The sequence below is a fragment of the Synechococcus sp. W70.1 genome (assembly GCF_047461515.1).
Classification (GTDB): Bacteria; Cyanobacteriota; Cyanobacteriia; order Thermostichales; family Thermostichaceae; genus Thermostichus.
On the sequence record NZ_JANSHH010000034.1, the window covers coordinates 47,532 to 71,654 of the forward strand.

31 protein-coding genes and 1 pseudogene are annotated in these 24,123 nt (G+C 61.0%); 16 read left to right on the forward strand and 16 right to left on the reverse strand.

The window, feature by feature from the left end:
• Positions 1-74: 74 nt before the first annotated feature.
• Together NW808_RS09920 and NW808_RS09925 are read left to right on the forward strand one after the other, a co-directional pair.
• Positions 75-197 (forward strand): hypothetical protein, encoded by a 123-nt coding sequence (locus NW808_RS09920; RefSeq protein ID WP_414396121.1) that lies wholly within the window; start codon positions 75-77, stop codon positions 195-197.
• Positions 175-582, forward strand: coding sequence for a YraN family protein (locus tag NW808_RS09925; RefSeq protein WP_414421080.1), 408 nt, complete (start codon positions 175-177; stop codon positions 580-582). The genes NW808_RS09920 and NW808_RS09925 overlap by 23 nt, the downstream gene beginning before the upstream one ends.
• Here NW808_RS09925 and ruvX read toward each other — a convergent pair.
• Positions 549-1,028, reverse strand: a complete 480-nt coding sequence (gene ruvX / locus NW808_RS09930) for a Holliday junction resolvase RuvX (RefSeq protein WP_414395974.1) — start codon at positions 1,026-1,028, stop codon at positions 549-551. The two genes, NW808_RS09925 and ruvX, sit on opposite strands and share 34 nt — an antisense overlap.
• A gap of 68 nt (positions 1,029-1,096) precedes the next feature.
• On the opposite strand from ruvX, the gene ahcY reads away from it, so the two are divergent.
• From ahcY to arsJ, 3 genes are all read left to right on the forward strand, one after another.
• On the forward strand, positions 1,097-2,377 hold the full coding sequence (ahcY, locus tag NW808_RS09935; RefSeq protein ID WP_414421081.1) for an adenosylhomocysteinase: 1,281 nt from the start codon (positions 1,097-1,099) through the stop codon (positions 2,375-2,377).
• A gap of 104 nt (positions 2,378-2,481) precedes the next feature.
• Entirely contained in the window at positions 2,482-3,492 is a 1,011-nt protein-coding gene (locus NW808_RS09940; RefSeq protein WP_414395978.1) for an ArsJ-associated glyceraldehyde-3-phosphate dehydrogenase, read from the forward strand.
• A gap of 19 nt (positions 3,493-3,511) precedes the next feature.
• Positions 3,512-4,798 (forward strand): organoarsenical effux MFS transporter ArsJ, encoded by a 1,287-nt coding sequence (arsJ, locus tag NW808_RS09945; protein ID WP_414421082.1) that lies wholly within the window; start codon positions 3,512-3,514, stop codon positions 4,796-4,798.
• 3 nt (positions 4,799-4,801) lie between these two features.
• Here arsJ and proB read toward each other — a convergent pair whose 3' ends face one another.
• On the reverse strand, positions 4,802-5,917 hold the full coding sequence (gene proB, locus NW808_RS09950) for a glutamate 5-kinase (protein WP_414421083.1): 1,116 nt from the start codon (positions 5,915-5,917) through the stop codon (positions 4,802-4,804).
• Between the two features lie 104 nt (positions 5,918-6,021).
• On the opposite strand from proB, the gene psb29 reads away from it, so the two are divergent.
• On the forward strand, positions 6,022-6,741 hold the full coding sequence (psb29, locus tag NW808_RS09955) for a photosystem II biogenesis protein Psp29 (RefSeq protein WP_414410223.1): 720 nt from the start codon (positions 6,022-6,024) through the stop codon (positions 6,739-6,741).
• Here psb29 and NW808_RS09960 read toward each other — a convergent pair.
• Together NW808_RS09960 and NW808_RS09965 are read right to left on the reverse strand one after the other, a co-directional pair.
• Positions 6,738-7,448 carry an esterase/lipase family protein gene (locus NW808_RS09960; RefSeq protein WP_414421084.1) on the reverse strand — a complete coding sequence of 237 codons (711 nt, stop codon included), beginning with the start codon at positions 7,446-7,448 and terminating at the stop codon, positions 6,738-6,740. The genes psb29 and NW808_RS09960 overlap by 4 nt on opposite strands.
• A gap of 3 nt (positions 7,449-7,451) precedes the next feature.
• Positions 7,452-7,976: a GNAT family N-acetyltransferase gene (locus NW808_RS09965; RefSeq protein WP_414395987.1), complete on the reverse strand. Its 525-nt coding sequence runs from the start codon at positions 7,974-7,976 to the stop codon at positions 7,452-7,454.
• 149 nt (positions 7,977-8,125) lie between these two features.
• Here NW808_RS09965 and NW808_RS09970 point away from each other — a divergent pair, with 149 nt between their 5' ends.
• Together NW808_RS09970 and NW808_RS09975 are read left to right on the forward strand one after the other, a co-directional pair.
• Complete coding sequence (locus NW808_RS09970; RefSeq protein ID WP_414421085.1) at positions 8,126-8,845, forward strand: DUF554 domain-containing protein; 720 nt, start codon at positions 8,126-8,128, stop codon at positions 8,843-8,845.
• Between the two features lie 84 nt (positions 8,846-8,929).
• A complete protein-coding gene (locus NW808_RS09975) occupies positions 8,930-9,562 on the forward strand; it encodes a class I SAM-dependent methyltransferase (RefSeq protein ID WP_414421086.1) in 633 nt (210 codons plus the stop codon).
• A 3-nt stretch (positions 9,563-9,565) separates the two neighbouring features.
• Here NW808_RS09975 and NW808_RS09980 read toward each other — a convergent pair whose 3' ends face one another.
• From NW808_RS09980 to NW808_RS09995, 4 genes are read right to left on the reverse strand one after another with little or no spacing between them, the layout of a single operon-like run.
• The gene (locus NW808_RS09980; protein WP_414421087.1) at positions 9,566-10,393 is read right to left on the reverse strand and encodes a thiazole synthase; all 828 of its coding nucleotides are present in this window, start codon (positions 10,391-10,393) and stop codon (positions 9,566-9,568) included.
• 41 nt (positions 10,394-10,434) lie between these two features.
• The gene (gene thiS / locus NW808_RS09985) at positions 10,435-10,632 is read right to left on the reverse strand and encodes a sulfur carrier protein ThiS (RefSeq protein WP_414395995.1); all 198 of its coding nucleotides are present in this window, start codon (positions 10,630-10,632) and stop codon (positions 10,435-10,437) included.
• Positions 10,620-11,810, reverse strand: coding sequence for an FAD-dependent oxidoreductase (locus NW808_RS09990; protein WP_414421088.1), 1,191 nt, complete (start codon positions 11,808-11,810; stop codon positions 10,620-10,622). Before NW808_RS09990 ends, thiS begins: the two co-directional genes overlap by 13 nt.
• Before the next feature lie 60 nt (positions 11,811-11,870).
• The gene (locus NW808_RS09995; protein WP_414421089.1) at positions 11,871-12,620 is read right to left on the reverse strand and encodes a GvpL/GvpF family gas vesicle protein; all 750 of its coding nucleotides are present in this window, start codon (positions 12,618-12,620) and stop codon (positions 11,871-11,873) included.
• A gap of 130 nt (positions 12,621-12,750) precedes the next feature.
• On the opposite strand from NW808_RS09995, the gene NW808_RS10000 reads away from it, so the two are divergent.
• Positions 12,751-13,371 (forward strand): DUF3318 domain-containing protein, encoded by a 621-nt coding sequence (locus NW808_RS10000; protein ID WP_414421090.1) that lies wholly within the window; start codon positions 12,751-12,753, stop codon positions 13,369-13,371.
• On the opposite strand, the pseudogene surE reads toward NW808_RS10000, so the two are convergent.
• Positions 13,354-14,084, reverse strand: a pseudogene (gene surE / locus NW808_RS10005) (5'/3'-nucleotidase SurE). The gene NW808_RS10000 and the pseudogene surE overlap by 18 nt on opposite strands.
• Positions 14,085-14,319: 235 nt before the next feature.
• Between surE and NW808_RS10010 the strand changes: the two are divergent.
• The 3 genes from NW808_RS10010 to NW808_RS10020 all read left to right on the forward strand — a co-directional run bounded on the left by NW808_RS10010 (position 14,320) and on the right by NW808_RS10020 (position 16,537).
• A complete protein-coding gene (locus NW808_RS10010; protein WP_414421091.1) occupies positions 14,320-15,036 on the forward strand; it encodes a M50 family metallopeptidase in 717 nt (238 codons plus the stop codon).
• Between the two features lie 123 nt (positions 15,037-15,159).
• A complete protein-coding gene (locus tag NW808_RS10015; RefSeq protein WP_414421092.1) occupies positions 15,160-15,297 on the forward strand; it encodes a hypothetical protein in 138 nt (45 codons plus the stop codon).
• A gap of 106 nt (positions 15,298-15,403) precedes the next feature.
• Positions 15,404-16,537 carry a glycosyltransferase family 4 protein gene (locus tag NW808_RS10020; protein ID WP_414421093.1) on the forward strand — a complete coding sequence of 378 codons (1,134 nt, stop codon included), beginning with the start codon at positions 15,404-15,406 and terminating at the stop codon, positions 16,535-16,537.
• Positions 16,538-16,560: 23 nt separating this feature from the next.
• Here the strand turns inward: NW808_RS10020 and NW808_RS10025 are convergent, their stop codons facing one another.
• The 6 genes from NW808_RS10025 to NW808_RS10050 form a co-directional block, all read right to left on the reverse strand.
• The gene (locus NW808_RS10025; RefSeq protein WP_414421094.1) at positions 16,561-17,547 is read right to left on the reverse strand and encodes an ABC transporter ATP-binding protein; all 987 of its coding nucleotides are present in this window, start codon (positions 17,545-17,547) and stop codon (positions 16,561-16,563) included.
• Between the two features lie 78 nt (positions 17,548-17,625).
• Entirely contained in the window at positions 17,626-18,585 is a 960-nt protein-coding gene (locus tag NW808_RS10030) for an NAD(P)H-binding protein (RefSeq protein ID WP_414410212.1), read from the reverse strand.
• 165 nt (positions 18,586-18,750) lie between these two features.
• Positions 18,751-19,059: a 4a-hydroxytetrahydrobiopterin dehydratase gene (locus tag NW808_RS10035; protein WP_414396012.1), complete on the reverse strand. Its 309-nt coding sequence runs from the start codon at positions 19,057-19,059 to the stop codon at positions 18,751-18,753.
• 67 nt (positions 19,060-19,126) lie between these two features.
• Positions 19,127-19,645, reverse strand: coding sequence for a GNAT family N-acetyltransferase (locus NW808_RS10040; protein WP_414396013.1), 519 nt, complete (start codon positions 19,643-19,645; stop codon positions 19,127-19,129).
• Positions 19,638-19,811, reverse strand: coding sequence for a hypothetical protein (locus NW808_RS10045; protein WP_414396014.1), 174 nt, complete (start codon positions 19,809-19,811; stop codon positions 19,638-19,640). Before NW808_RS10045 ends, NW808_RS10040 begins: the two co-directional genes overlap by 8 nt.
• Before the next feature lie 114 nt (positions 19,812-19,925).
• The gene (locus NW808_RS10050) at positions 19,926-20,207 is read right to left on the reverse strand and encodes a hypothetical protein (RefSeq protein WP_414410211.1); all 282 of its coding nucleotides are present in this window, start codon (positions 20,205-20,207) and stop codon (positions 19,926-19,928) included.
• A gap of 260 nt (positions 20,208-20,467) precedes the next feature.
• On the opposite strand from NW808_RS10050, the gene NW808_RS10055 reads away from it, so the two are divergent.
• On the forward strand, positions 20,468-21,265 hold the full coding sequence (locus tag NW808_RS10055) for a prohibitin family protein (protein ID WP_414421095.1): 798 nt from the start codon (positions 20,468-20,470) through the stop codon (positions 21,263-21,265).
• Between the two features lie 40 nt (positions 21,266-21,305).
• Positions 21,306-22,277 carry a prohibitin family protein gene (locus tag NW808_RS10060; protein WP_414421096.1) on the forward strand — a complete coding sequence of 324 codons (972 nt, stop codon included), beginning with the start codon at positions 21,306-21,308 and terminating at the stop codon, positions 22,275-22,277.
• Here the strand turns inward: NW808_RS10060 and NW808_RS10065 are convergent, their stop codons facing one another.
• Positions 22,278-22,970: a ComF family protein gene (locus NW808_RS10065; RefSeq protein WP_414421097.1), complete on the reverse strand. Its 693-nt coding sequence runs from the start codon at positions 22,968-22,970 to the stop codon at positions 22,278-22,280. It lies immediately after the preceding gene.
• A 128-nt stretch (positions 22,971-23,098) separates the two neighbouring features.
• On the opposite strand from NW808_RS10065, the gene rpsL reads away from it, so the two are divergent.
• Together rpsL and rpsG are read left to right on the forward strand one after the other, a co-directional pair.
• Positions 23,099-23,506: a 30S ribosomal protein S12 gene (gene rpsL, locus NW808_RS10070; RefSeq protein ID WP_414396020.1), complete on the forward strand. Its 408-nt coding sequence runs from the start codon at positions 23,099-23,101 to the stop codon at positions 23,504-23,506.
• 42 nt (positions 23,507-23,548) lie between these two features.
• On the forward strand, positions 23,549-24,019 hold the full coding sequence (rpsG, locus tag NW808_RS10075; protein WP_414396021.1) for a 30S ribosomal protein S7: 471 nt from the start codon (positions 23,549-23,551) through the stop codon (positions 24,017-24,019).
• Positions 24,020-24,123 lie beyond the last annotated feature (104 nt).

A 24,123-nucleotide genomic window follows, 5' to 3' on the forward strand; every position in this document is an offset into this window, starting at 1 on the left:
CATTCTGCCTCAACTGGTAGGGGGTAAGGCGGAGCAAGCTATCATGGCTGAGGACAAAGGTGGGAGAAAACCGCGTGGAGGCAAAATCGATCTTGGTGGCGGTTGCCCTGATCCTCTCTTTGGCAAGCTTCTACTTTGGCACCCGCAACGGCTTCTACGACACTGACAAGTATCATGGCAACGGCTCTGCCCACTAGGCGCAAGCACACCGCCCCTCAAGAGGCTGGCAGGGCCGGGGAGGCCTGCGTGCAGCGGTACCTGGAAGAGCAAGGCTGGCAGATCCTGGCCCGGCGGTGGCGTTGTCAGTGGGGGGAGGTGGATCTGGTGGCCTACAAGGCAGGGCTGCTGGTTTTTGTGGAAGTTAAAACCCGCCGCGGCCAGGGCTGGGATCAGGGCGGACTTTTGGCAGTTGGGATGCGAAAACAGCAGTGCTTGATCCGAGCTGCCCAGGCGTTCCTAAGCCAGCATCCCCAGGTAGCGGAAGCAGCCTGCCGCTTCGATGTGGCCCTGGTGGAATATCGGCCTGGTGGTGGCTACGCTTTGGCCGACTATCGGCAGGGAGCTTTTGAGGTGGAGCGGTAGCGCCGCTCATCCAGCCAAGTTTGTAAAATTACGGCCGCCGACTGCTGATCGATTAAACCCTTCTGGGCTTTGGCGGGTATCCCTGCCTGGCGCAGATCCCACTCCGCCTGCACGGTACTTAGGTACTCGTTAACTGTCTCTATGGGTAAATCCACAGCCGCCTGGAGAGCCCGCACAAAGCGCTGCACCTTGCGGGCTTGGGATCCCACTGAGCCATCGGCCAAAAGAGGGATCCCAACCACCACCACGGTGGCCTGGCGGCGGCGAATCCACGCCTGCACTTGGGCGATATCTTCTGCAAGGGAACGGCGCTGGATCACCCCCAGGCCAGTGGCCAACAGCCCCAGCCCATCGGAGCCGGCGACACCAATGCGGCGATCGCCCACATCCAGACCCAGCGCCGAAAAGGGCTCCCTTGTGGGAGAATAGTTCAGGCTTGTCGACATGCGGGTCTCCATCTTGGCGACATTGGAACGGCCTCTCCCTGTCTGGAGTCCTCGTTGGGAGTCTTCTCATGAGCAGTGCTACTCTGTCTCTACCTAAGCATGAAGTCAAGGATCTGAGCCTTGCTCCCTTGGGCAAGCAGCGGATTCAGTGGGCGGCGCGGGAGATGCCGGTGCTGGCCCAGATCCGGGAGCGCTTTGCCCAAGAAAAGCCCTTGGCTGGCCTGCGTCTAGTAGCCTGCTGTCATGTCACCACCGAAACTGCCAATCTGGCCTTGACCCTGCAGGCGGGTGGAGCCGAGAGCGTCCTCATTGCCAGCAACCCTCTTTCCACCCAAGACGATGTGGCCGCTAGCCTGGTGGCCGACTACGGCATTTCAGTCTTCGCCATCAAGGGGGAGGATGTGGAAACCTACCGCCGCCATGTCCAGATTGCCCTGGATCACCGCCCCAACCTCATCATCGACGACGGCGGCGATGTAACGGCGGAGCTGGTGCAGCATCGGCAGGAGCAGATCTCCGAGATCATCGGCACCACGGAGGAGACCACCACCGGCTTGGTGCGTCTGCGGGCCATGCTTAAAGCAGGGGTGCTCAGCTTCCCGGTGATGACCGTTAACGACGCTGCAACCAAACACCTGTTTGACAACCGCTACGGCACTGGCCAATCCACCCTAGACGGGATTCTGCGCTGTACCAACCTTCTCCTGGCCGGGAAGACGGTGGTGGTGGCCGGATATGGCTGGTGCGGCAGGGGAGTGGCGATGCGAGCCCGCGGCATGGGATCCCAGGTCATCGTGACCGAGGTCAACCCGGTGCGGGCCCTGGAAGCGGTCATGGACGGCTTTCGCGTTCTGCCCATGGCCGAGGCTGCCCCCCTGGGGGATCTGTTCATCACAGTCACGGGCAACAAGCATGTCCTCCGCGGCGAGCACTTCGACGCCATGAAGGATGGGGCAATGGTCTGTAACGCCGGCCACTTCGATATCGAGATTGACCTAGGGGCCCTGCAGGAGCGAGCCGTTTCCCGACAGACAGTACGCCCCTTCGTGGAAGAGTACCGTCTTCAATCGGGCAAATCGGTATTCGTGCTGGGAGAGGGCCGGCTCATCAACCTAGCTGCTGCCGAAGGCCACCCGGCTAGCGTTATGGACATGAGCTTTGCTAACCAAGCGCTGGCCTGCGAGTACCTGGTGAAAAACCGGGGTCGGCTGGCTCCAGGGCTGCACCCCATCCCCCCTGAGGTGGACGAGGCCATTGCCCGCCTTAAGCTCAAGGCCATGGGGGTCCAGATCGACAGCCTCACCCCGGAGCAGATTGAGTACAGCAACACCTGGACTGTAGGAACCTAGAAATACACACCGCTGCTGCCCAACTTCCCAACTTGAAATGCAGGGGTGCTTCTGATAAGCTCTGGGCGAGGTTCTCCCTAGCTGCACGTTGGAAGGAGAGGGGGATGGCAGCGCGGGTAGGCATCAATGGTTTTGGCCGCATTGGACGCTTGGTGCTGCGGGCAGCTTGGGGTTGGCCGGAGCTGGAGTTTGCCCACATCAACGAGATCAAGGGCGGGCCTGCTGCCGCAGCTCACCTACTTAAGTTCGACTCGGTGCAGGGCCGCTGGAACCTCGACATCGAGGGATCCGACCAGAAGTTGCGCATCCAGGACAAAATCCTGACCTTTAGCGAGTGCAAATCTCCTGGCGAAGTGCCCTGGGCTGAGTTGGGGATCGACCTGGTGCTGGAGTGTTCAGGGAAGTTTGTGAAAGCCGCAGAGCTAGAGGCCTACTTCAAGGCTGGGGTGCGCAAGGTCATTGTGGCTGCTCCCGTCCAGGACAAAGAGGCCCTCAACATCGTCATGGGCGTCAACGACCACCTCTACGACCCGTCCCGCCACCACCTGCTTACCGCCGCCTCCTGCACCACCAACTGCTTGGCCCCCTTGGTGAAAGTCATCCACGAGGGGATCGGCATCCTGCACGGGGTGATCACCACCGTCCACGCTGTTACCAACACTCAAACGCTGGTGGATGCTCCCCACAAGGATCTGCGGCGAGCCCGCTCGGCTTTGCTCTCCTTGGTGCCTACCACCACCGGTTCTGCCACAGCCATTGGCCTTATCTACCCCGAGTTAAATGGCAAGCTCAACGGCATTGCGGTGCGCGTGCCCCTGCTGAATGCCTCTTTGACCGACGCCGTGTTTGAGGTGAGGCGGCCTACCACCGTGGAAGAGGTTAATCGTCTCTTAAAAACGGCAGCCGAGGGCGAACTCAAGGGCATCCTGGGCTATGAGGAGTTGCCCTTGGTTTCCGTGGATTTCAAGGGAGATCCCCGCTCCAGCATTGTGGATGCCCTCTCAACCCTGGTGGTGGACGGCACCCAGGTAAAGGTTCTGGCCTGGTACGACAACGAATGGGGCTACGCCAACCGCATGGCGGAATTGGCCCGCAAGGTGGCCCTTAGTCTGTAAGTCCTTTGGAGACCTGCCCATGACTGCTGCCTCAAGCGCCCAGGCTGCTGCTGTGCGCAACTACGCCCTGGTAACCGCTGCCTACTGGGGTTTTACCATCACCGACGGCGCCATCCGCATGTTGGTGCTACTTCACTTCCACAAGTTGGGCTTCACCCCGATTCAGATTGCCATGCTGTTTCTCTTCTACGAGATCTTCGGGGTGATCACCAACTTCCTGGGCGGCTGGATTGGATCCCTCTTTGGTCTGCGGCTGACCCTCTACGGCGGCATTGCCATTCAGATCTTTGGCCTGGTGATGCTGGGGGTGATCAACCTGCAGTGGCCGGTCTGGGGCCAGGTGGCCTATGTAATGACGGCCCAAGCCCTAGCCGGGATCGCCAAAGATCTCACCAAGATGAGCTCCAAGAGCGCCATCCGCCTGGTGGTGCCCAGGGAGGCTGAATCCCGCCTCTTCCGCTGGGTGGCCATGCTGACGGGATCCAAAAACGCCCTCAAGGGGGTGGGGTTCTTTGTGGGAGCGGCCCTGCTGCAGATCTTCACCGAGATCTACGGCGATCCCATGGGCTTCCGCATGGCCAACTTCGTGCAGGCGGGGGCGCTGGCGTTGATCTTCTGTTCGGGGGCGCTGCTGCCAGCAGACATGGGCAAGGTTAAGGCGAAGATCCCCTTCAAACGCCTGTTTTCCAAAAGCCGCGAGATCAACCTTCTCTCAGCAGCCCGCTTCTTCCTGTTCGGGTCGCGGGATGTGTGGTTTGTGGTGGCCCTGCCCGTGTTTCTCTACGACAGCCTGGGCTGGACCTTCATGCAGGTGGGTAGCTACATGGCCATCTGGGTCATCGGCTATGGGATCATCCAGTTTCTGGCGCCGCAGCTGTTGGGAGGGGGTCGCCCAAGCCGCGCGCCCAAGGCCCGCACTCTCCAAATCTGGACGTTTACCTTGACCGCAGTGCCGGCCATCATTGCCACCGCCTTCATGGCCGACCTCCCGCCGGAGTGGGTGGTCACTGGCGGCCTCATCCTCTTTGGGATGGTTTTTGCCTTTAACTCGGCGGTGCACTCTTATCTAGTGCTGGCCTACACCGAAGACGACGAGGTGGCCCTCAATGTGGGCTTCTACTACATGGCCAATTCTGGCGGGCGGCTGCTGGGAACGGTAACTTCGGGGCTTGTCTTCCAGTTCTACGGTTTGGAGGGCTGCCTCTGGTTTTCCACCCTGTTGATTTTGATGGCGGGGCTGTTTTCGCTGAAATTGCCGGATCCCACCAAAACCCCTGTGGAGTGGGTGGTCAAGCCCGGCGACTGAGGGTCACTCCAGCAGGACCAGGTTATCCCGATGGACAGCGGTATCGACTCCCTCGTAGCCCAAGATGTAGGGGATTTCAGCAGTTTTCTTGCCTTTGATCCGCCGCAGTTCCTCGGCGCTGTAGTTGACTAGGCCCCGCCCCACCTCTCGCCCGCTGGGATCGCACAGGCGCACGGCAGCCCCCGCCTCAAAGTCGCCAGAAACGTCGGTAATCCCCGCTGGCAGCAGCGAGCGCCCCTGCTCACAGATTGCCCGCACGGCTCCCTCATCCAAGGTCAGGGATCCCTCGGGGATAAGGCCGTAGGCAATCCACCGCTTGCGGGCGCTAACCGGCTGAGGAGCGGGCTCAAAGCGGGTGCCAATGGGCTCGCCGGCTAAGATGGCTGGGATCTGGTCGGGCCGTTTGCCGTTGGTGATCACGACCGTCACGCCGGCAGCGGTGGCGATTTGAGCCGCAGCGAGCTTGGTTGCCATGCCGCCGGTGCCCCAGCCACTGTTGCCGTGGGCTTCCGCCTTCACCCGCAAAGGCATGCCGTGCTCCACCCGCTCGATGGGCTCGGCGGAGGGATCGCGGTGGGGATCAGCGGAGTAGAGCCTGTCCACATCGGTGAGGAGGATCAGCCACTTGGCCTGCACCATGCTCGCCACCAGGGCAGAGAGGGAGTCGTTGTCGCCAAACTTCAGCTCTTCCACCGCCACCGTGTCGTTTTCGTTGACGATGGGGATAACCCCCATCTGCAGCAGTTGGGTGAAGGTGCGATTGGCATTGACGTAGCGGCTGCGCTCCACGAAGTCGCCTCGGGTGAGCAGCACCTGGGCAATGGGTTGGTTGAGAGCAGAGAAGAGATCGTCGTACAGGCGAATCAGCCGTCCCTGACCCACCGCCGCCACCGCCTGCTTTTCCGCAATTGCCGTCGGCCGTTGGCGCAAGCCCAGGCGGGCACAGCCTATCCCCACCGCCCCCGAGGAGACCAGGATTACCGCATAGCCCTGGTTGCGCAGCCGTGTCAGCACCTCCACCAGGGGCCCCAACACCGAAAGGCGCAGGGAGCCCGTCTGCGGATCCGTCAAGCTGGAGGTGCCGATTTTGACGACAATGGTTCCCTCTGCAGCTGCCATATCGCTAACCCTCCCACTCCACTGAACCCTAGAGCCCGGCTTGCCCGCGGGGTCGCTCCGAGGGAGAATATTATAAGTTTGCCTCCCGCTCTCTTTCTTTGCCTGTGAATCCTGTCCGCACCTTTTCGGCCACCAAAGCGGCTTTTTTGAGCGCCTATCCTCGCCCTATTCACCCCGCCTATCGCCGGGTGGTGGAAGAGTTGCTGGTGGAGCTGCACCTAGCCACGGTCAACAGCGCCTTTGTCTACGATCCCTTTTTTGCCCTGGGGCTGGTTACCCTCTACAACGGGCTGATGGAGACTTACCCTTCTCCTGAGCAGCGCGAGGTCATCTTCAACGCCCTCTGTAAGGCTCTCCACCTCAAGCCGGAGGTGGTGCGCAGGAATGCCCGTGACCTGCTGGAGCTCCTGCGCAGTGGGGATCCCCAGCAGCGCTACAACCTGCTCTGCCTCAAACCAGAGGCGGAGGATGTGGGGGGGCTAAAGGCCATTTTGCAGCGCATGACCCAGCCTCCCTATGCCTACAGCCGAGTTTTGGCCGTTGGCCTCTACACGGCCTACGAGGCAGTAGCTGCCTCCCTCTATAAGGATCCCGAAGAGCGCAGCCGCCGCTTTCTGGAGGAGGTGATTAGGAAGCTGCCTTTCTCGCCAGAGAGGGTGAAAAAAGACCTGGAGCTCTACCGCAGCAGCTTGGACCGCCTGAAGCAGGCGCGCGCTGCTCTCGAGGAGATGGTAAAAGCGGCCCGGCGTCAACAGGAACGTCGCCAGTCGGCGGCTTCCCTGCCCGGCGGCTCCACCGCCGATCCCCCAAGATCCAGCAGCTAGGCCAAGTAAGCAATCCAACTCTCGACTACCTCTGGCGAACCATACCAGCATCGCGCGCCGCGGCCCGAGTGGTAGCAATTGGGAAGGGTGAGGTTGATAGCTCCCGGCAGATGGGCCGCCTCGATGGGAGTGATGCCATCTCCCCAGAGTTCTCCCTGGCCGGCAGTGAGCCGGTAGCTGTTGTAGGCTAGCCAGCTGAGGTAGTGCTCTCGCCGCCACAGGGATCCCCAGCCCACGCGCCGTCCTTGGATGGCCTTGCCAGCCACGCACACGTACTTGACCTGAGGCCAGAAGGCGCCTGGGTAGTGGGTGTTCACAAAGTCCAGGTTGCGCCTTGTCCAGCGCTCCCGGCTGGTGTGAGGGGATCCCAGGCTAATCAGGGTGGCCACGTGATCCCGCCCTTGCCAGACCTGACCTCCGTAGGGCACCGATCCCAGGTAGATGCGAGCAATCCAGCCGCCAGCGGAGTGGGCCACCAAGTTCACCTGCTCAGCTCCAAACTCGGCCTGGGTACGTCGGACAGTGGCCTGGAGAGCCCGCAAGATAGGCGTGACCGGCCTTCCTCCCAGCGTGGGCAGCCAACTGGCTACCCGCAGCGGTACCACTCGCGCTGGATAGCCACGCTTCTCCAGCTCCTGGCGCAAAGGCTCGTACTCCGAGGCGCCTGCTAGATAACCGGGCAAGATCACTGTGGGCAGGGGAGCCATGGGCTAGCGCGGGTACCAAAACATGCCCTTGATCCCCTCGGGGTCGGCCGTAAAGCCAAGCCGCTCGTAGAAGCTGACCACTTCCCGGTCGGCAAAGAGGGTGATGTTGCTGATGTCCTGAGCGCGCAGCTCCTGAATGACCTTTTCCATCAGCCGCCTGCCCAGCCCCCGGCCCTGAAACTCAGGATGGACCACTACATCCCAAATGGTGGCGTTGAAGGCATGGTCCGAGGTGGCGCGGGCAAAGCCAATGAGACGTCGGTAGCTGCCCCGCTGCTGCCACATCGAGACCACCAAAAAACTGTGCTGCAGAGCTTTCCTAACTTTGTGGATGGGGCGACGCGACCACCCTACTGCATCGCAAAGCTCTTCCAGCTCGTACACATCTACGTTGGGATCCAGGCTAAAGACAATAGTCTCCCCCCCCACCGCCACCGTCTCCTGGCGAGGGGCAGGTGTAGCCGTTTGCGTTGACGCTTTGGCGGTGGCAGCCCCTGCTGACCCAAACAGGCCTTTCCAAAAACCCATGAGTGGAGTAAAAGCCCACCTCTGTGAGCATGTCCCCAGTATAGCCAGGATTGGCAGCAGAAACGGCCAGTCTGCCCGGGTGCTTCCCTGTCGGCTTGGAGAAGATTTTGAGGGAGACTTATAATTCAGGCTGGCCGGCGAGAAGTTTTATGGCTCCCCCTGGCACTGGCACCCTCGTCAATGCCCTCGCCATCCTCTTGGGCAGCGGCCTTGGCTGGGCACTAGGCCGTCGTTTGCCAGAGCGCATCAGCCAAACCCTGCTCCAAGCTATGGGCTTGCTGGTGTTGGTTCTGGGGATGCAAATGGCCCTTACCCTCAGCAGCGCCGCCCAGGCAGTCACGGTCTTGCTGGCCTTGATCGGGGGAGCTTGGCTGGGGGAATGGAGCGATCTCGAGGCTACCTTTGAGCGGCTGGGACAAGCCCTAGAAAAGCAGGTAAGCCGCTGGCTGGGCCCTAGCCCCATTGCTTGCGCCTTCGTGGCCCCCAGCATTCTCTTTTTGGTTGGGCCCATGACGCTGCTGGGATCCATCCAGGATGGCCTGGGGGATCCCTCGCTGCTCCTGGTCAAAGCTGCCCTGGATGGCATAGCCACCCTGGCTTTTACCGCCAGCCTGGGCTGGGGTACGCTGTTTTCCGCCCTGCCGGTGCTCCTGGTTCAGGGAGGAGTGGCCCTGCTGGCGCGACAACTGCAGCCCCTGCTGCGTCCAGACCTGCTTGCAGCCCTGGAGGCCACCGGTGGGATCCTCATCCTAGGTATTGGCATTAACCTGCTTGGCCTAGCGCGCCTGCGGGTGGCCAACCTGTTGCCGGCTTTGCTGATTGTGGAGCTGCTGGTGGGATTCTTCCCGCTGTGGGATCTTGACCTCTAGTCTGTCCAGAGCAAGGAGCAACTCCCCTCAGCTTGGCGGCAAGTGACGCTGGGAGATCCCGCTAGTGGGGTAGGAGAAGCCTCTATGGCCACCTTCCTCCGCGACTGGAGCTACCGCTTTCCCTGGCTTTACCGCAGCATTAGCCGCGCGGCGGCCCTGGCAGTGGGGGGGTATGCTCGGCTGCGGCGCTTGCCCCTGCAAGGGATCCCCATCCAACCTCAGGATCGGGTGTTGGATCTCTGTTGTGGGCCGGCGGAAGTGACACCGCTTCTGGCCAAGCTATGTCAAAACGTGGTCGGCGTGGATGCCTCACCCAAAGCCCTAGCAGCAGCCCGCCAGCGCCTACCCAACGTTGAATTTGTGGAAGCCTTTGCCCAGGATCTGCCCTTTCCCGCCAGCAGCTTTGACTGGGTACACACCAGCTTGGCCCTGCACGAGTTGACCTTCCCCGACCTCGAACAAGCGCTGCGCGAAGTCTGGCGGGTGCTCAAGCCAGGGGGAAGGCTTTTACTTCTCGATTTGCACGCGCCCCACCAGCCCCTACTTTGGCCCGGACTGGCCCTGTTTCTAGCCCTGTTTGAGACCGAGACTGCCTGGCACTTCCTCAAGCTGGACTTGCCCCAGTACCTGCAGCACCAGGGCTGGCAGTCCGTCCGGCAAACCCTGCACGCTGGAGGAGCCCTGCAGGTCATCCAGGCGCAAAAGCCTGTCGCTTGACAGTTAACCCTGGTGCCAGAAGGGGGTGCCCAGAACAGGCGTGCTGGGCTGGGGTGTTTCCTGCGGAGCCATTGCCCCCGCTAGGTAGGCTTGGCGGCCTGCACGCACCGCTGCCGCGAAAGCCTCGGCCATCGCCACCGGATCCCGGGCTAGGGCCACTGCTGTATTGAGCAGGACCCCATCGAAGCCCCACTCCATGACCTGGCAAGCGTGGGAGGGCAAGCCTAGGCCGGCATCCACAATTAGCGGCGCCTCGATCCGCTCCCGCAGCAGACGCAGGTTGTAGGGGTTGAGGGGGCCTTTGCCCGTGCCGATGGGAGCAGCCCAGGGCATGACCACCTCGCAGCCGGCATCCAAGAGCCGCTGGCAGAGCACTAGGTCGTCGGTGCTATACGGCAAGACCTTAAACCCCCGCCGAACCAGCTCGGCAGCGGCAACGGGCAGTTGCACCGGATCCGGCTGCAGGGTGTAGTCATCGCCAATCAGCTCCAGCTTGATCCAGTCGGTGCCAAACACCTCTCGGGCCATCTCCGCCGTCGTGACCACCTCCTGCACGCTGTGGCAGCCGGCGGTGTTGGGCAACAGTGGGATCCCCAGCTTCTGCAGCAGGGCCCAAAACCCCTGAGAGGCCTCTGGCCCTAGGGCACCCTGGCGCCGCAGGGAAACCGTCAACAGGCAGGGCTGCGCCCGCGCCACCGCCTGTTCCAAAATAGCCGGCGAAGGGTAGCGGGCTGTCCCCAGCATCAGCCGGCTGGGCAGAGCCTGGCCGTAGAGCACCAAGGGATCCTCATCGGCCTGGATTGAAGGGGAAAGCTGAAGAAGAGTGGACATCGCTGGGACAGAGTTAGGACAAAGAGGAAGGCGCCTATGCCCTAGCCCCCGGCAGCCGGCACGAGGATCTCGACCTGGTCGCCCTCTTGCAGACGGGTTTGCTCGTAGCGGGCGCGCGGCACAAACTCCAGGTTAACCGCCACTGCAAAGGGGCCACAGACCTCCACCTGGGCGATGGCCTCGGCCAAAGTTGCGCCCTCCGGCAAATCGTAAGGCTTCTGGTTGATCAAGACCCGCATGGCGACAGAGACTCCTGGGGAAACGAGGCAGCCTGCACCTGAAAGGGGATCCCCAACTGCTGGGCTAGGCGGCAACTGCCGTGGCGAAGGTACTCCAGGACGGCGTCGTGAAGGGCCGGAGCAATGAGAAAACCGTGGCGATAGAGGCCGTTGATCTGCAGCAGGCGTGGGGATGGCTCCACCACTGCCGGCAAGTTGTCTGCTAGGGTGGGACGGCATTGGCTGCCTAATTCTAGGATACGCGCTTCGGCAAAGGCAGGGTGAACCGTGTAGGCGGCGCTGAGCAACTCTAAAGCCGAGCGGACGCTCACGGGCGAGCGATCCTCGGATTCAATTTCAGTGGCTCCCACCACGAATAGGTGCCCTGGCTTAGGAGCAATGTAGATGGGATAGCGAGGGTGTAATAGCCGCGTTGGGCGCCGCAGCGAAACTTCTGGAGCATACAAACGCACCACCTCCCCCCGCACTCCCCGCAGCGGTTTCTGCCCGCCCCATTCTTTTTGGGCTCCCAGACCACGGCAGTCCAAAACCCAGCCGCCGGTTTGCTGCTGCCAAGCCCGCGCCCGCTCGAGATCCCAAGAGGATCCCCACTCCACCTCCACCCCGTGCTGCCGCAGCTTGGCCAGCGTAGCCGACAGCAGTTGGCGATTGTCTAGTTGACCCTCCTGGGGAAGATAGAGACCCTGGCTAAATCGGCCGGCCAGCGAGGGCTCCAGTTCAGCCAGGGCCTGGGCATCAAGCGGCTGGGGGCGGGGAAGATGGGGGAGGCGTTCTCTCACCGCGGCCAGCAAGTTGGAGAAGCGCTTGGCTTCCCCGGCATCTTGACGGTGCCAGAGGATCAAGGTGCCCTCCTGCTGAAAGAAAACGGGCTCTGGCAGGCTGGCTAGCAGCGCGGGCCAGCGGGAGAGGGCGTAGTACCCCTGGGCCACCACGCTGGCTTCGGTGATGACCGACTCAGCCAAAGGAGCGAGCATGGCCGCGGCAAAATGGGCGGCGCTGCTTTCTGGGGCGGTGGCCGGGGCTGCTTCCACCAGGTGCACCCGATGGCCGTCTTCAAGCAGACTGGCAGCCAACAGGCGCCCCATGAGGCCGGCCCCGAGGATGAGGACGGGATCCGGCTGGGCCGTCCGGGGCGTGGGCGAGGGCTTGGTCTGAGGAGAACCGATGGGAAGGGTCATTGGCGGTCAGTGGAGTCAGAAGCTGCAGGTAGGACTCCGCAGCAGGCCAGCAGCCTGGGCCTACCTAGAAAGATCCCGCAGGACATCCACGAAGTGATAAGGGGGCAAGGGAGGACTCCAGTCCAATTGCCAGTGGGGGTGCTCCGCCAGCCAGGTTTGGGTGAGCTGGGCGGCAACTTCCCGTTCGGCGGGAGTGAGTAAAAAGTATAGCCGCAGCACTTCTCCTGACTGGGGATCCCCCCTCTGCACAGGCCAGTTAGGGGGCCAGAGCTGCTGCAGCACGGCTAGCTCCTGCTGTTGTTGCTCCTGGGCCTGGCGCTGTTGCAGGTAGGCCTGCTTGCGGGCTAGCAGGTAGGCCGTTCCACTGGGGGCGGGCGGGGGATCCCCAGGAAGCGGGGTGTGAACCCTGCCTTTGAGGCAATACTCGGCTCTTTTCCCGAGAGCAGCTAGCGCCTGTTCGTACTCCGCCTGCTGGGTTAACAAGTGGGCTCCCAGCTTTTCGGCCGAGAGAAAACATGTGCCAAAGCGAAGAGGCAGAAGGGGTGTCTGGGCAAACAGCCGGCAGATCACCTCGTCATGGCGCAGAGCCGAACGCAGGAGTACCTCGTCCGAAGCTTGGAGTGCCGCTGGGTCGGGTAGCGGCTCAATAGCGGCGGCAATGCGGCCCCCCGGCGGGGAGAACACCTGCAGTGGCCGCTGGATGCCGGGGGTTTGCTGGATGAATTGGCACAGGGATGCCCCCGGCATTGGCAAAAACGCATAGGCGTAAAGGATCCCTGCCGGCGGCTCTGGCTGAGCTGACCACGGCATGGTTCAATCCAGGCTGGGCTTTTCTTCTCAGCTTAAAGCCGCAGGAGCCAGAACGTTCGCTTGCCAAGCCTCACGCCACCCCTGCTGCCGCTAGGCTAGAGAGGGGGTTCAAGAATCAGCACACGTAAGTATGACTAGTGACCCAGACTTCCAGTCCTTGGAAACCTTTCAAAAAGAAGAAATTGAACGCTTGCGGGATCTGCTCCCCGCTTCCTTCCGAGCTTGGATCAAAGTTGTTCCTCACTCGGGAGGCGAGAGGCTGCTGGTTTCTCGCCGCCAGGCTCCCTGGCAGCCCCAGGGCACCATTGCCATCGACTTTCGCCGGTGGCAAGGGATCCCGCAGCCGCACCGAGATCTCCTGTTTCTGCGGGAGGTGGGCTGGCTTAGCCATCGCAACTGGCTGCAGCCAGGGTTTTACCAATTGCTGGCGCTGTTTGGGGGCATCACCACCCTGGTGGAGCTCTCTCTGCAACACCCCTTTTCTGCTCTTCTAGCGGGGGGCATTACGGCCCTCTCCGTTCGACAGATCTGGCAAAGCCTCAATCGCGAGAGCGCCCCTTTCGATGCCGATGAATTTGCCCTGCGCCGCGCCCAGTTCCGCGGCTATACCCGTCAGGAGGCAGCCCAACACTTGGCAGAGGCTCTGGAACAAACCCTGAAGCTGGATCCCTCTGACATCCTGACGGCGCTGCGGCTGCAGCGGCTGAGAACCATCGCCCGCAACCTCACTCCCTCACCGGGGAGCTCCTGAGGTCAGGTGCACCTGGGTGATGGCTACCCGACCGGAGAAGCAGACATCGGTGTCGGTTTGGGGATCGCGAGCGCGCTCTGCGTAGCGCCCCTGGTAGCGGAACCACAGCAACTCCAAGCCTTCTCCCTCTGCTTCCACGGCGTAATCAAGCGGCAGCGGCTGCGTGCAGAGGGGACAGTAAACTCGCTCCGGCAAAGGGGATCCAGGCGGCAGGTGGGGCAAGTTCACGTTCCAAAAGGCGCCTCTAGGTAAGGGTTGCTCCATCAGCTCTGCCAAGATCTCCCGCGTCCACCGCTGCGCTTGCTCCCAATCGATGGGTTGGCTTCCTGCCCGATACTGGGAGATGGCAATTCCCCGGATCCCCCGCAGCGCCGCTTCCCGCACCGCTGCCACCGTGCCGGACAGGTACACATCCGTTCCCAGATTCCCTCCCTCGTTGATGCCAGAAAGCACCCAATCCACGGAAGGGGCAAGCTTAAACAAGGCCACCCGCACACAGTCGGCAGGGGATCCCTCTACAGCAAAGGTGCGCGTGCCACGGGCCCAGGCGCGGAAGGGCCGCCCCGTCGTGACTTGGTGGCTACAGCCGGAAATCGGCTGGTGGGGGCCACAATCCAGCAGTTTTCCTCGGCAACGAGAGCGCTGAGAGCTAGCCTGAGGTGCGCCAGCCCTGCTGCCTCGATGCCATCGTCGTTGGTTAGCAGTACCTTCATCTAAATTCCTCTGCCGGCAGCTTCTCGGGTTAGCCTAATCGCAAGTCCCTGTTGCAGATGGGTTTGAGGTCAAGGGCAAGGCGGAGCCCGTCTCTCTTTATAAGGCAGATCCCCGGCGTTCCCTTCCCCCAACTGAGGCTTGGCAAGACTCAATGGCGTGGAACTCTGCACCGCTAGCAGGCGTCTATGGGCCTAGGTGTTCTAGACTCTTTTTTGGCAAGTCTCCTCTCCCCCTATGCCTTCTTCCCCTTCCGAAAAACCTGACCGGCAGAGCGTGATTTGGCTGGTGGCTGCTGCAGGGCTGACGGTTTTGCTCTGGCGGTTTCCCTGGGGCAATTACCTCCTCTATCCCTTTACCCTGTTGGCCACCTGGTTTCATGAGATGGGCCACGGGCTGACGGCGCTGCTGTTGGGGGGAGAGTTTCATCGTCTGGAGATCTATCCCAATGGCTCGGGGCTAGCTATCTACAGTGGCGAGCTGTTTTTAGGACGGGTGGGGCGGGCTTTGGTGGCCGCTGCTGGGCCAATGGGCCCGCCGCTGGCTGGGGCTCTGTTCATCCTCGCTTCCCGCCGCCGCAGCACAGCTTGGCTGGGGTTGGTGTTTTTGGGATCCCTGCTGTTGCTCTCGACGCTGCTCTGGGTGCGTTCTCCCTTTGGCCTCTTGCTCCTCCCCGCCATGGGTTTGGGCATCCTGGCGGTAGCTTGCTGGGCTGCCCCTTGGTTGCGGGGCTTTGTCCTGCAATTTCTGGGGGTGCAGGCCTGTGTGAGCACCTATCACCAGGTTGACTATCTCTTTATGGAGGGTGCTGTCATCAACGGGCGGCTGATCCTCTCCGACTCCAGCCAGATAGCCCAAAATTTGTTTTTGCCCTACTGGTTCTGGGGAGGGGTGATGGCGGTGTTTTCTTTGGTTGTGCTGATAAGCAGCTTGCAACTGGCCTTCCGCGACTAGCCAAAAGGGGCAAAGCCGCAATTTTGGCAGTGATTGCTATCACCCAAAAATCCGTTGCCCATCACTGCCCGGCCGCAAAAGCCGCCGCTACAGTAAGGGGCGTGAGGAGTGTGGGAGCGGACAATGTGGAGAGATGTCATTGGTCTGGCTTTGGCGGCCATGCTGCTATCTGTGAGCAAAACGTTGGCAGATACTCTGGGCCAAGACCCAGCCCTGGGCCAGATCCAGCCAGCCAGCCCTGCTGCTAGCCTGTCCCGCTAGAGGGGGTGCCCAAGCCGTTGTTGCGTCGCCATTTTGTGCAACACTCATCCTAAGAGTCGTTGAAGACACCGTCCGACGGGTGGGAGCAGTAGGCTTGGGATCCCCGATGCGCATAGCTCTGTTTACAGAGACGTTCTTGCCCAAGGTAGATGGCATTGTTACCCGGCTTTGCCATACAGTGCGCCACCTAACGGCCCGCGGCAACTCGGTGCTGATTGTTGCCCCTCAGGGAGCACCCAGGCGGTTTGCGCGGGCACGGGTTTACGGGATCCCAGGCTTCCCCTTGCCCTTGTACCCAGAGTTGAAGCTGGCTGCTCCCGGCCCGGCCATTGGCAGGCTGCTTAGCCGTTTTCGACCGGATGTCATCCACGTGGTCAACCCAGCGGTTTTGGGTCTGGGGGGCCTCTACTACAGTCAGACCATGAGGATCCCCCTGGTGGCCTCCTACCACACCCATTTGCCAAAGTACCTGAAGCACTATGGGCTGGGCTTTCTGGAGGGGGTTTTGTGGAACCTCCTCAGGCTGGGGCACAATCTGGCGCGGCTCAACCTCTGTACCTCGACGGCCATGATGCAGGAGCTCACTGCCCACGGCATCGAGCGGGTTCAGCTGTGGCAGCGAGGAGTGGATACGGAGCTCTTCCATCCCCAGGCCGCCAGTCCAGAGATGCGGGCCCGCCTCAGCGCAGGGCAGCCAGAGCGGCCGCTGTTGCTCTACGTGGGTCGGCTCTCCGCAGAAAAAGAGGTGGGGCGGATCCGGGTGCTCCTGGAGCAGATCCCGCAGGCGCGTCTGGCTATTGTCGGGGATGGACCGGAGCGGCGATCCCTGGAACAGCATTTTGCTGGCTATGACGTGGTGTTTACGGGCTACTTGCAGGGGCAAGAGCTGGCGGCGGCCTTTGCTTCTGCCGATCTATTTGTGTTTCCCTCCCGCACCGAGACGTTGGGGCTGGTTTTGTTGGAGGCCATGGCTGCCGGCTGTCCGGTGATCGCCCCCCGCTGCGGCGGCATTACCGATGTGGTGGACAGCGGCCGCAACGGCTTTCTCTTTGATCCCGACTCCGACAGTGACTTTGTTCAGGCCACACGGCAACTGCTGGAGAGGGCCGACCAGCGGCAACTTTTCCGGCAACAGGCCCGCCAGGAGGCCGAGCGCTGGAGCTGGTCTGCAGCCACGCAGCAGCTAGAGGAGTACTACCGCGCTGTCATCGCTGAGACAAGACGTAGTCTGCAGAAATGACGTTCCAAAACACCTGGGCCAGATCAGGCAGAGAGTGGCCGATCCCCTTCAATGGCCCGCACTTGCTCGACAAAGAACTCCTCTAGGGACTGCCGTTGCCAATGCACATCGGTTACCACCGCCCCCGCCTGGTTTAGGAGATTGAGCAGCTCCGGCAGGGATCCGCTCCATTCTCCCGACCAATGGGATCCTTGGATGGAGAAGTGCTCAAGGCAATCGCGGAACTGCTCTACGGCGCCGCCGTGCCCTTGCACGCGGTAGCTCTTACTCTGGCCCAGCAGCTCGTCCAATGTTCCCTGCTGCACCAACTTGCCGCCGACCATGAGGCCAATGCGGTTGCAGATCACCTCCACATCCCCCAGGATGTGGCTGTTGAAGAATACCGTTTTGCCCTGCTGCTTGAGAGACAGGATGATCTCCCGCATCTGGTAGCGGCCCATGGGATCCAGGCCCGACATCGGCTCATCCAGAAACACCAGCTCCGGGTCGTTGATCAGGGCTTGGGCCATGCCCGTGCGCTGCAGCATGCCCTTGGAGTAGGTGCGCATTGGCTTCTTGCGGGCTGTATCCATAGAAAGCCCCACCAGCTCCAGCAGCTGCGGGATCCGCTCCTTGAGGAGGCTGTCCGAGAGGCGAAACACCTTGCCAGCAAAATGGAGAAACTCCCAAGCGGTCAGGTAGTCGTAAAAATAGGGGTTCTCCGGCAGGTAGCCCACCCGCTGCTTGATGGAGCGATCCCCCAGGGGTTTGCCCAAGAGCGTGCCCCTGCCGCTGGTGGGCTCGACAATGCCCAGCAGACACTTGATCGTGGTGGTTTTGCCAGCTCCGTTGGGCCCTAGTAGCCCAAAGGTTTCACCGCGGGCCACGGTTAGCGAAAAATCCTTAAGAGGGGTGACCACCTTGGTTAGCCAAAAGCCGGTGCGGTAGGTTTTGCTTAGGCCGGCAACGGCAATGGCTGGCTCGGGCTGGGCGACAGCTGCTCCTGGGGAGGTGACAACCGTCTCGCTCATCGGGAAAAGCTGGAGTTGAGAAAAAGGCTAGCTCGCTATCCAGTTTACGCTCTACTCCCGCCTCGGCTGCAGTTTCCCCTAGAAAGGCGTCTTGACCTTCTTGGGTTGTTTAACCTTCAGCTCGCGAATCCGTTTCAACATCCTCTGGAAGTAGTCTGCGAGGAAGTCCTCAAGGGAGGTCAGGGAAGCCAGTTCAATGCCTAGGGCTTCGCACACAGGTGTCATGTCAGCGTGCATTGGCTCTCCGGCGGCAATCACCTCCACAAACGCCAGCCGGTCGGCAATGTTCCAGCTCCACTGAAAGAACTGGGCTACCTTGCGCGCTCCCCGCAACAGGCCCAGGGGTATGGTCCTGACCTTGGCCTTTTTGCCAGAAAGCTGCTCGCACAGGGCAATGACCTCTTGGGAAGTCCAAGCCCTGGGCCCCACCAAGGGAAAGATCTGTCGCTTGGCTGCTTCGAGGCTGAGGGCCCGCACCGCAAACCGGGCCGCGTCTAGGGTGTCGAGGTAGGCCGTGGGGACGCTCTCGCTGGTTACCCAAACGATTTGCTCTTCCAAAATGGGGATGGCGTACTGGCCAATCAGCCCCTGCATGAAGCCCGCCAGGCGAAAAATGGTGTAGGGCATCTGGGATCCGACCAGATACTTCTCAATGTGGTGCTTAAAGTTCATCAGGGGCACATTGGGGTATTCGTGCTGAGCGCCCATGATGGAGAAAAAGATAAAGTGCCCCACTTGGGCGGCCCGAGCGGCGTTGATTAAAGCGACCTTGCCATCCCAATCCACCTGGCGGGTGGTGAGCGTGTCGGTTGGTCGCACGCTGGCACAGTCAATCACCGCCTCAACACCCTCCATGGCCTCTCGGAGCGTGCTTGGCTGCAGCAGGTTCCCCACTTTGAGGTGGGCCCCCCATTCGCTTAGGAAAGCAGCCTTAGCCGGGTTTCGCACCAGACAGGTGACCTGATGGCCCTCCTCAATAGCCCGCCGCACTACCTGACGGCCCAGGGTTCCCGTTGCCCCGACAACCAGCACGTTCATAAAGTTATCATTTCTTAACCTCGGCCTTAGTTTATCAGACTGAGATAGCTCCCAACACACCCCCTCTCAGTCTGGGAGCAGACCCAAAAAGGGGGATCCCTGCTTGCTTGCCAAGGCCTACGGCCCGCTAACGCGATTGGCCTACGGCCCGCTAACGCGATCAGCTCAGCCATTGGCTGCCGAGGAGCCGGCTAGCTCGTTCATGCGTTGTGCCAAGGCAAAGTCCAGCTCCGTAATGCCCCCGGCGTCGTGGGTGGTGAGATCCACCCGCACACGGTTGTACACATTGGTCCATTCGGGATGGTGGCCCATGCTCTCAGCCACCAAGGCCACACTGCTCATCCAGCCAAAGGCTTCGACGAAAGAGCGAAACTGAAATTGGCGGTGCAGCTTTCCCTCCCGCAAGGACCAGCCCGGCAGGCTTTCCAGCTTGGCTTGGATCTCCGCTTCGCTCAGCTTGACAGGTCTGGACATGGGCGTTCCCCCCAATTGTTGCCACCGCTTTCATCAAAAAGGGAACTGAGAACAAGGCCTGGCTTACTTACAAAACTTCATAACCTTCTGGATCAGCTGTGCTGGCGCCGCCGAGGGGCTTATACAGCCAGTAGCCTTGCACGCTAAAGTGGGCCTGCTTGTAAAAGTTGAGGGCAGCCTGGTTGTGGCGATAAACCTGCAGGGTGATGGCTGCCAACTGCTGCTGGGATCCCCAGCGTTCCACCTGTTGCATCAAGGCCCTGCCCAGCCCTCGCCGGCGGTGAGCAGGATCCACCCAGAGCAAGAAGACGTAGGCTACCCGCCGATAGGTGGCTTGATCGGTAGAGATGCCGGCCCAAACACCGCCCACTGGCTCCCCTGTCTCTTCCTTCAAGATCCACCAGCAGGGGGTACGCGGGGGGTCAAAGAGGCGATCTAGCGTCTTCTCCAGGTGATCCCAGTGCTTCTGCTCGGGGAAAGATTCCTGCAAAGTGGCCTGCAGTCCCCGCCGCACCCAGGGTCGATCCCAGGCAGAGCCAATGCGCCAACGGTAGCCGGCAGGCAAAGGGATCCCAGTTTCAGACATAGGCAGGCATCCAGCAACCAGAAAGAGCTACAGGAGGGGCTTCCTCTATCGGTGCAGGCTGGGCCATATCTTGGGGTAGAAACGAGCGGATGCTCACCACCACCAGAGTAAACAGGAATACCAGTAGGATCAGGGCGGGAAGGACGTACTGCCGCAAGAGATCCATAGGCTGAGGGTGCTAGACTACAGACTATTTTGCAGCGCCTGGCCCCTGTCTTTCAGGACCAAATCCCCCCAGCCTACTTTGCAAGACTGGCGCGCCTGCAGAAGAAGCGATCCCCTATCCTCGCACCTGCAACAGCTCGCGGCGATGGCTGGGTAGTCGCCAGCACATCTCCAGCCAGCTCTTCAGCTCCTCCGGTTGGCTGGCAAGGCTCATTTCCACCAACAAAATGGCAGCTCGATCGCTAGCTCCTCTGGCTCCCAGCTGAATGAGAGCAGACAGGCTGTCTTCCCGCCAGTAGACGGATACCCCCTGCCGGATTAGAGCCTGGGCTGCCAGCGCGATACAGGAGGGTGGCACCTGGATCTCTCGCCGCTCGTAATCGAGAGGAGGCAGCATGAACGGCAACCCAAATCTTTATCATGTTTTAATCTTCTTCTCTTCTCGCCGGCTTATCCTGAGTCTTTGCAAACTGTGAAGTGAACTTTTGCGAACTTTTCGAGATTCAGGGACGTTGGCGCTCCCGCTTTCTCGTCCTTCTGCAACTTGCCCGAGGCTAGGAAAGCCGGGCAGAAAGCTTAAAAGATGGCGAAAGCTCCTGCCTCCCTCTGAAGGCGGTGGCAACAATACTGGCAAGGGCAGGAGGGAGGCAGCTGCCGATGGAAAGGTGGCCAAGGCAGGTAAGCCGCTGGCTGCCCCAGCTTACTCTGGCGGGAGCGGTGTTGATCCTGGTGGCAGCGGGGAGGCCGCTGCGCTTGGTGGGCAACGGCGAGAACATGGTGCTGTTTACCTGGGGAGGGGGAGTGAGCCCAACGCCCCTACAGCCAGGCCTGCACTGGGTACCGCCCTTTGTCTCGCGCACGGTTACCTTCGATGTGAAAACCCAAGCTCTGACCTGGAGGGACGAGGATCCCGACGCCTACGCGCCGCGGCTGCTGGCCCTTTCTCAGGATGGACAGCTGATTGCCGCTGAGGCAACACTGCAATTTCGCATTGTGGACGCTCCCAAGGTTTATACCCAACTGGGGGAGAACTACCTCGATCGCATCGCTCCCATTGTCCGCTCGGTCATCCTCAACGAGACCAGCGGCTTTTCCGCCCAGGCTTTGTATTCCACCGAGCGCCCAGTGCTCCAGGGGCAAATCCGGGAACGGGTGGCCTTTTTGCTCAAGGAATATGGCATCGAGGTTTTGGACTTTCTGCTGCGAGACATAGACTTCGACCCCGATTTTGTAGCGGCTATCGAAGCAAAGACCATCGCCGAAAACGAACTGGTGAAAAAACAATATGAGATCGAGCAGGCGCGCCAGGAGGCCCGCGCCATCATTTCTCAAGCCGAGGCAGAAGCCGGTCAACTGCAAGCCAAAGCCGAGGCCCTCACCCGAAATCCCCAGTACCTGGAGGTAGTGAAGGCCGCAGTGCTGGGATCCCGCCTAGAGACGCTGGTTACCAAGTAGCCGTGCCGTCAGCCCCAATCTTGGAACAGGAGCAACTGCCGTGTATCCGACAGAGGAAGTGCCGCCGCGCCAGAGGCGTTGGTTAGCCGGAGCAGCAATTGCTTTCCTAGCAGCCCTGGGATTGGTTCGCGCCTGCCTGTACGTCACCCCGCCTGGCCACGCCACCGTGGTGTTCAATACCTTTTCCGGGTTGCAAAAGGGGCGGGTGGAGCTGCCGGGGGTGATGTTCCGGATCCCGGGGATCGAGACGCCGATTACCTACACCGTGCTCACCCGCGTTTGGGAGTTTACCAACGACCCCAACTCCCCCAATGCCATCAGCAACGCTATTGCAGTTAACACTGCCGATGGGCAAGCCTTTACCGTCGACGTGGCTATTGCCCTCCGGCCCAACATCGCCACCCTGGACGAGCTGCACGCCACCATCGGCGAGAACTATCTTTCAACAGTGGTGGTGCCGTTGGTGCGCTCCAAAATCCGCGATATCTCCGCCTCTTTCGAGTCTGAGGATTTTTACCGCAAAAGCCAGCGCATGGCCATCGAGCAGCAGGCCCTGGACTTGATCCGCCAAGAGATGCCCACCGTCAACCGCAACGGCCAAACCTTGCCCTTGATAGAGGTAGAAGGCCTCTTCCTGGGGCATGCCGATTTCCCCCAGGCCCTGCGGGATTCCATTGAGCGCAAACAGGTGGCCTCGATTACTGCGCAGACGGCAGCGGTGCGGGCGCAGATCCAAGAAAAAGAAACGGAGCGGCTATTAATCCTGGCGGCAGCGAACCAACGGGCCATTGAGCTGAAAGGGAAGGCGGCAGCGAAAAACGCCCAACTAGCGGATCTGCTGTTTTACGAGAAGCTGCAAGAGCGCATCCAAAACCCAACAGACTCCCTTCCCCCCTTGCGCATCATCCGCGTTGAGGGGGAGGCCACTGTGTTCCTCAATGTGGATCCTTACCAGGCAGCCCTGCAACAGAACGTGGATCCCCACCAGGCAGACTCGCACCAGGCGCAGTAGTCAAGCTTGGCCCCTTCGTCGGAGCTGCCAGGGCAGGTTGGAGCAATCGGCAGCTTGCTGTGCCTTGGCCACCACAATCACCCCCGCCACAGGGATCCCGGCAGCAGCCAAAGCTTGGTGCGCTGCCTCTACCGTAGAGCCGGTGGTGTGGATGTCATCCAGCAGCAACACCGGCGTAGCCGGAGGGCACTTGAGGGCAAAGGCTCCAGCTAGATTTTGCCGACGCTGCTGGGGGTTAAGCTCGTGTTGGGGCGCCGTGGCCCGCACCCGCACCAGGGCAGTGGGCAGGTGGCGAAGACCCGTGCGCTCGCAGAAAGCCTGGCTGATCAAGGCTGCCTGATTGTAGCCCCGCTGTTGCAGCCGCTCCGCATGAAGCGGAATGGGCACCACTGTATAGTCCTGACGAAGCAGGTCAGAACGCCGCTGCCGGCTCTCCAGCCAGCGGGATCCCAGCCATTCCCCCAAGACCGCGCCAATCCGCCGCTGTCCCTGGTATTTCAGGGAATAGAGGGCTCTCCGCAGCGCTCCCCGGTGGATCCCCCAAGCATAAAGCGGCCAGGGCGAGGTGGTGACCGGCCAGGAGTCGAGCCGCTCCGCCTGCAATTGCCTCTGGCAGTCTTGACAAAACACTCCCCTAGCTGGCCGCTGGCAGAGCGGGCAAGGAAGTGCAATCCACCAATCCAGCCAGCCCATGGCTGCTGCAAGGTGCTCCTGTCGGTTTCAGTCTAGAAGAGGAGCTGGAGACCCGACGGTTGACGGCGGGATCCCTGCTTGCTAGGATTAGGTACTGCCAAATAAAGACTAGCCGTCCTGGCCAACCCATGCCCACCATTCAACAGCTAATTCGCAAAGAGCGAAGCATTGCTGTCCGCAAGAGCAAGTCACCCGCTCTGAAAGGATGTCCGCAGCGGCGGGGGGTTTGCACGCGAGTGTACACAACAACGCCCAAAAAGCCCAACTCAGCCCTGCGGAAGGTGGCACGGGTTCGCCTGACCTCTGGCTTTGAAATTACAGCTTACATTCCCGGTATTGGCCATAATCTGCAAGAGCACTCAGTGGTTCTAGTGCGCGGCGGACGGGTAAAAGACTTACCTGGCGTGCGCTACCACATCATTCGCGGCACCCTTGACGCTGCAGGAGTCAAAGACCGCAAGCAAGGCCGCTCCAAGTATGGCGCAAAACGACCCAAGCCTGGTCAAGCGCCAGCCGCTACAGGCAAGAAGAAATAGTCTTCTTCCGAGACCAGTTTCCTATCTCTAGACAGTCCCACTATGTCTCGCCGTAGCCGTGCCCCTCGTCGTGAAGTGCCCCCCGATCCCAAATACGGGAGCCGTTTGGTGACCATGCTCATGCGCAAGATAATGATGAGGGGCAAGGCGTCTCTAGCTGCCAGGATTCTCTACGAGGCTCTTGACCTTGTAAGGGAGCGCACTGGCCAGGAGCCGCTGGCCGTTCTGGAAAATGCCGTGCGCAACGTCACCCCTCTGGTGGAGGTCAAAGCGCGGCGCGTGGGTGGGGCCACCTATCAAGTACCCGTGGAGGTGAGGCCAGAGCGAGGTACCTCGCTGGCGCTGCGTTGGCTAGTCACCTTTGCCCGCACTCGCTCGGGCCGTACTATGTCAGCCAAGTTGGCCAACGAGATCATCGATGCAGCTAACGAAACCGGCGGTGCCATCCGTCGGCGAGAGGAAGTCCATCGTATGGCTGAGGCCAACAAAGCATTTGCTCACTACCGCTACTGAGCTTGTCTGGCCAAGTAAGGAGGCAGTGGCTGCTATCCCTCTCCATGGCTTAGGAGAGGCGTAGGATCTGGAGAAAAGTCGGCAAAAGAGATTAAAATTGTAAA

Coding starts and splice junctions, on each gene's coding strand:
- ruvX (WP_414395974.1), bottom strand. CDS start 1,028: ATGTCGACAAGCCTGAACTATTCTCCCACAAGGGAGCCCTTTTCGGCG.
- NW808_RS10065 (WP_414421097.1), bottom strand. CDS start 22,970: ATGGGCTGGCTGGATTGGTGGATTGCACTTCCTTGCCCGCTCTGCCAG.
- NW808_RS09980 (WP_414421087.1), bottom strand. CDS start 10,393: ATGTCCACTCTTCTTCAGCTTTCCCCTTCAATCCAGGCCGATGAGGAT.
- NW808_RS09965 (WP_414395987.1), bottom strand. CDS start 7,976: ATGGGTTTTTGGAAAGGCCTGTTTGGGTCAGCAGGGGCTGCCACCGCC.
- ahcY (WP_414421081.1), top strand. CDS start 1,097: ATGAGCAGTGCTACTCTGTCTCTACCTAAGCATGAAGTCAAGGATCTG.
- NW808_RS10015 (WP_414421092.1), top strand. CDS start 15,160: ATGTGGAGAGATGTCATTGGTCTGGCTTTGGCGGCCATGCTGCTATCT.
- thiS (WP_414395995.1), bottom strand. CDS start 10,632: ATGCGGGTCTTGATCAACCAGAAGCCTTACGATTTGCCGGAGGGCGCA.
- NW808_RS09990 (WP_414421088.1), bottom strand. CDS start 11,810: ATGACCCTTCCCATCGGTTCTCCTCAGACCAAGCCCTCGCCCACGCCC.
- rpsG (WP_414396021.1), top strand. CDS start 23,549: ATGTCTCGCCGTAGCCGTGCCCCTCGTCGTGAAGTGCCCCCCGATCCC.
- NW808_RS09960 (WP_414421084.1), bottom strand. CDS start 7,448: ATGGCTCCCCTGCCCACAGTGATCTTGCCCGGTTATCTAGCAGGCGCC.
- NW808_RS10050 (WP_414410211.1), bottom strand. CDS start 20,207: ATGCTGCCTCCTCTCGATTACGAGCGGCGAGAGATCCAGGTGCCACCC.
- NW808_RS10055 (WP_414421095.1), top strand. CDS start 20,468: ATGGAAAGGTGGCCAAGGCAGGTAAGCCGCTGGCTGCCCCAGCTTACT.
- rpsL (WP_414396020.1), top strand. CDS start 23,099: ATGCCCACCATTCAACAGCTAATTCGCAAAGAGCGAAGCATTGCTGTC.
- NW808_RS09995 (WP_414421089.1), bottom strand. CDS start 12,620: ATGCCGTGGTCAGCTCAGCCAGAGCCGCCGGCAGGGATCCTTTACGCC.
- NW808_RS09975 (WP_414421086.1), top strand. CDS start 8,930: ATGGCCACCTTCCTCCGCGACTGGAGCTACCGCTTTCCCTGGCTTTAC.
- NW808_RS10030 (WP_414410212.1), bottom strand. CDS start 18,585: ATGAACGTGCTGGTTGTCGGGGCAACGGGAACCCTGGGCCGTCAGGTA.
- NW808_RS09970 (WP_414421085.1), top strand. CDS start 8,126: ATGGCTCCCCCTGGCACTGGCACCCTCGTCAATGCCCTCGCCATCCTC.
- NW808_RS10000 (WP_414421090.1), top strand. CDS start 12,751: ATGACTAGTGACCCAGACTTCCAGTCCTTGGAAACCTTTCAAAAAGAA.
- NW808_RS09925 (WP_414421080.1), top strand. CDS start 175: ATGGCAACGGCTCTGCCCACTAGGCGCAAGCACACCGCCCCTCAAGAG.
- NW808_RS10045 (WP_414396014.1), bottom strand. CDS start 19,811: ATGGATCTCTTGCGGCAGTACGTCCTTCCCGCCCTGATCCTACTGGTA.
- proB (WP_414421083.1), bottom strand. CDS start 5,917: ATGGCAGCTGCAGAGGGAACCATTGTCGTCAAAATCGGCACCTCCAGC.
- NW808_RS10010 (WP_414421091.1), top strand. CDS start 14,320: ATGCCTTCTTCCCCTTCCGAAAAACCTGACCGGCAGAGCGTGATTTGG.
- NW808_RS10025 (WP_414421094.1), bottom strand. CDS start 17,547: ATGAGCGAGACGGTTGTCACCTCCCCAGGAGCAGCTGTCGCCCAGCCC.
- NW808_RS09940 (WP_414395978.1), top strand. CDS start 2,482: ATGGCAGCGCGGGTAGGCATCAATGGTTTTGGCCGCATTGGACGCTTG.
- NW808_RS10020 (WP_414421093.1), top strand. CDS start 15,404: ATGCGCATAGCTCTGTTTACAGAGACGTTCTTGCCCAAGGTAGATGGC.
- NW808_RS10035 (WP_414396012.1), bottom strand. CDS start 19,059: ATGTCCAGACCTGTCAAGCTGAGCGAAGCGGAGATCCAAGCCAAGCTG.
- NW808_RS10040 (WP_414396013.1), bottom strand. CDS start 19,645: ATGTCTGAAACTGGGATCCCTTTGCCTGCCGGCTACCGTTGGCGCATT.
- arsJ (WP_414421082.1), top strand. CDS start 3,512: ATGACTGCTGCCTCAAGCGCCCAGGCTGCTGCTGTGCGCAACTACGCC.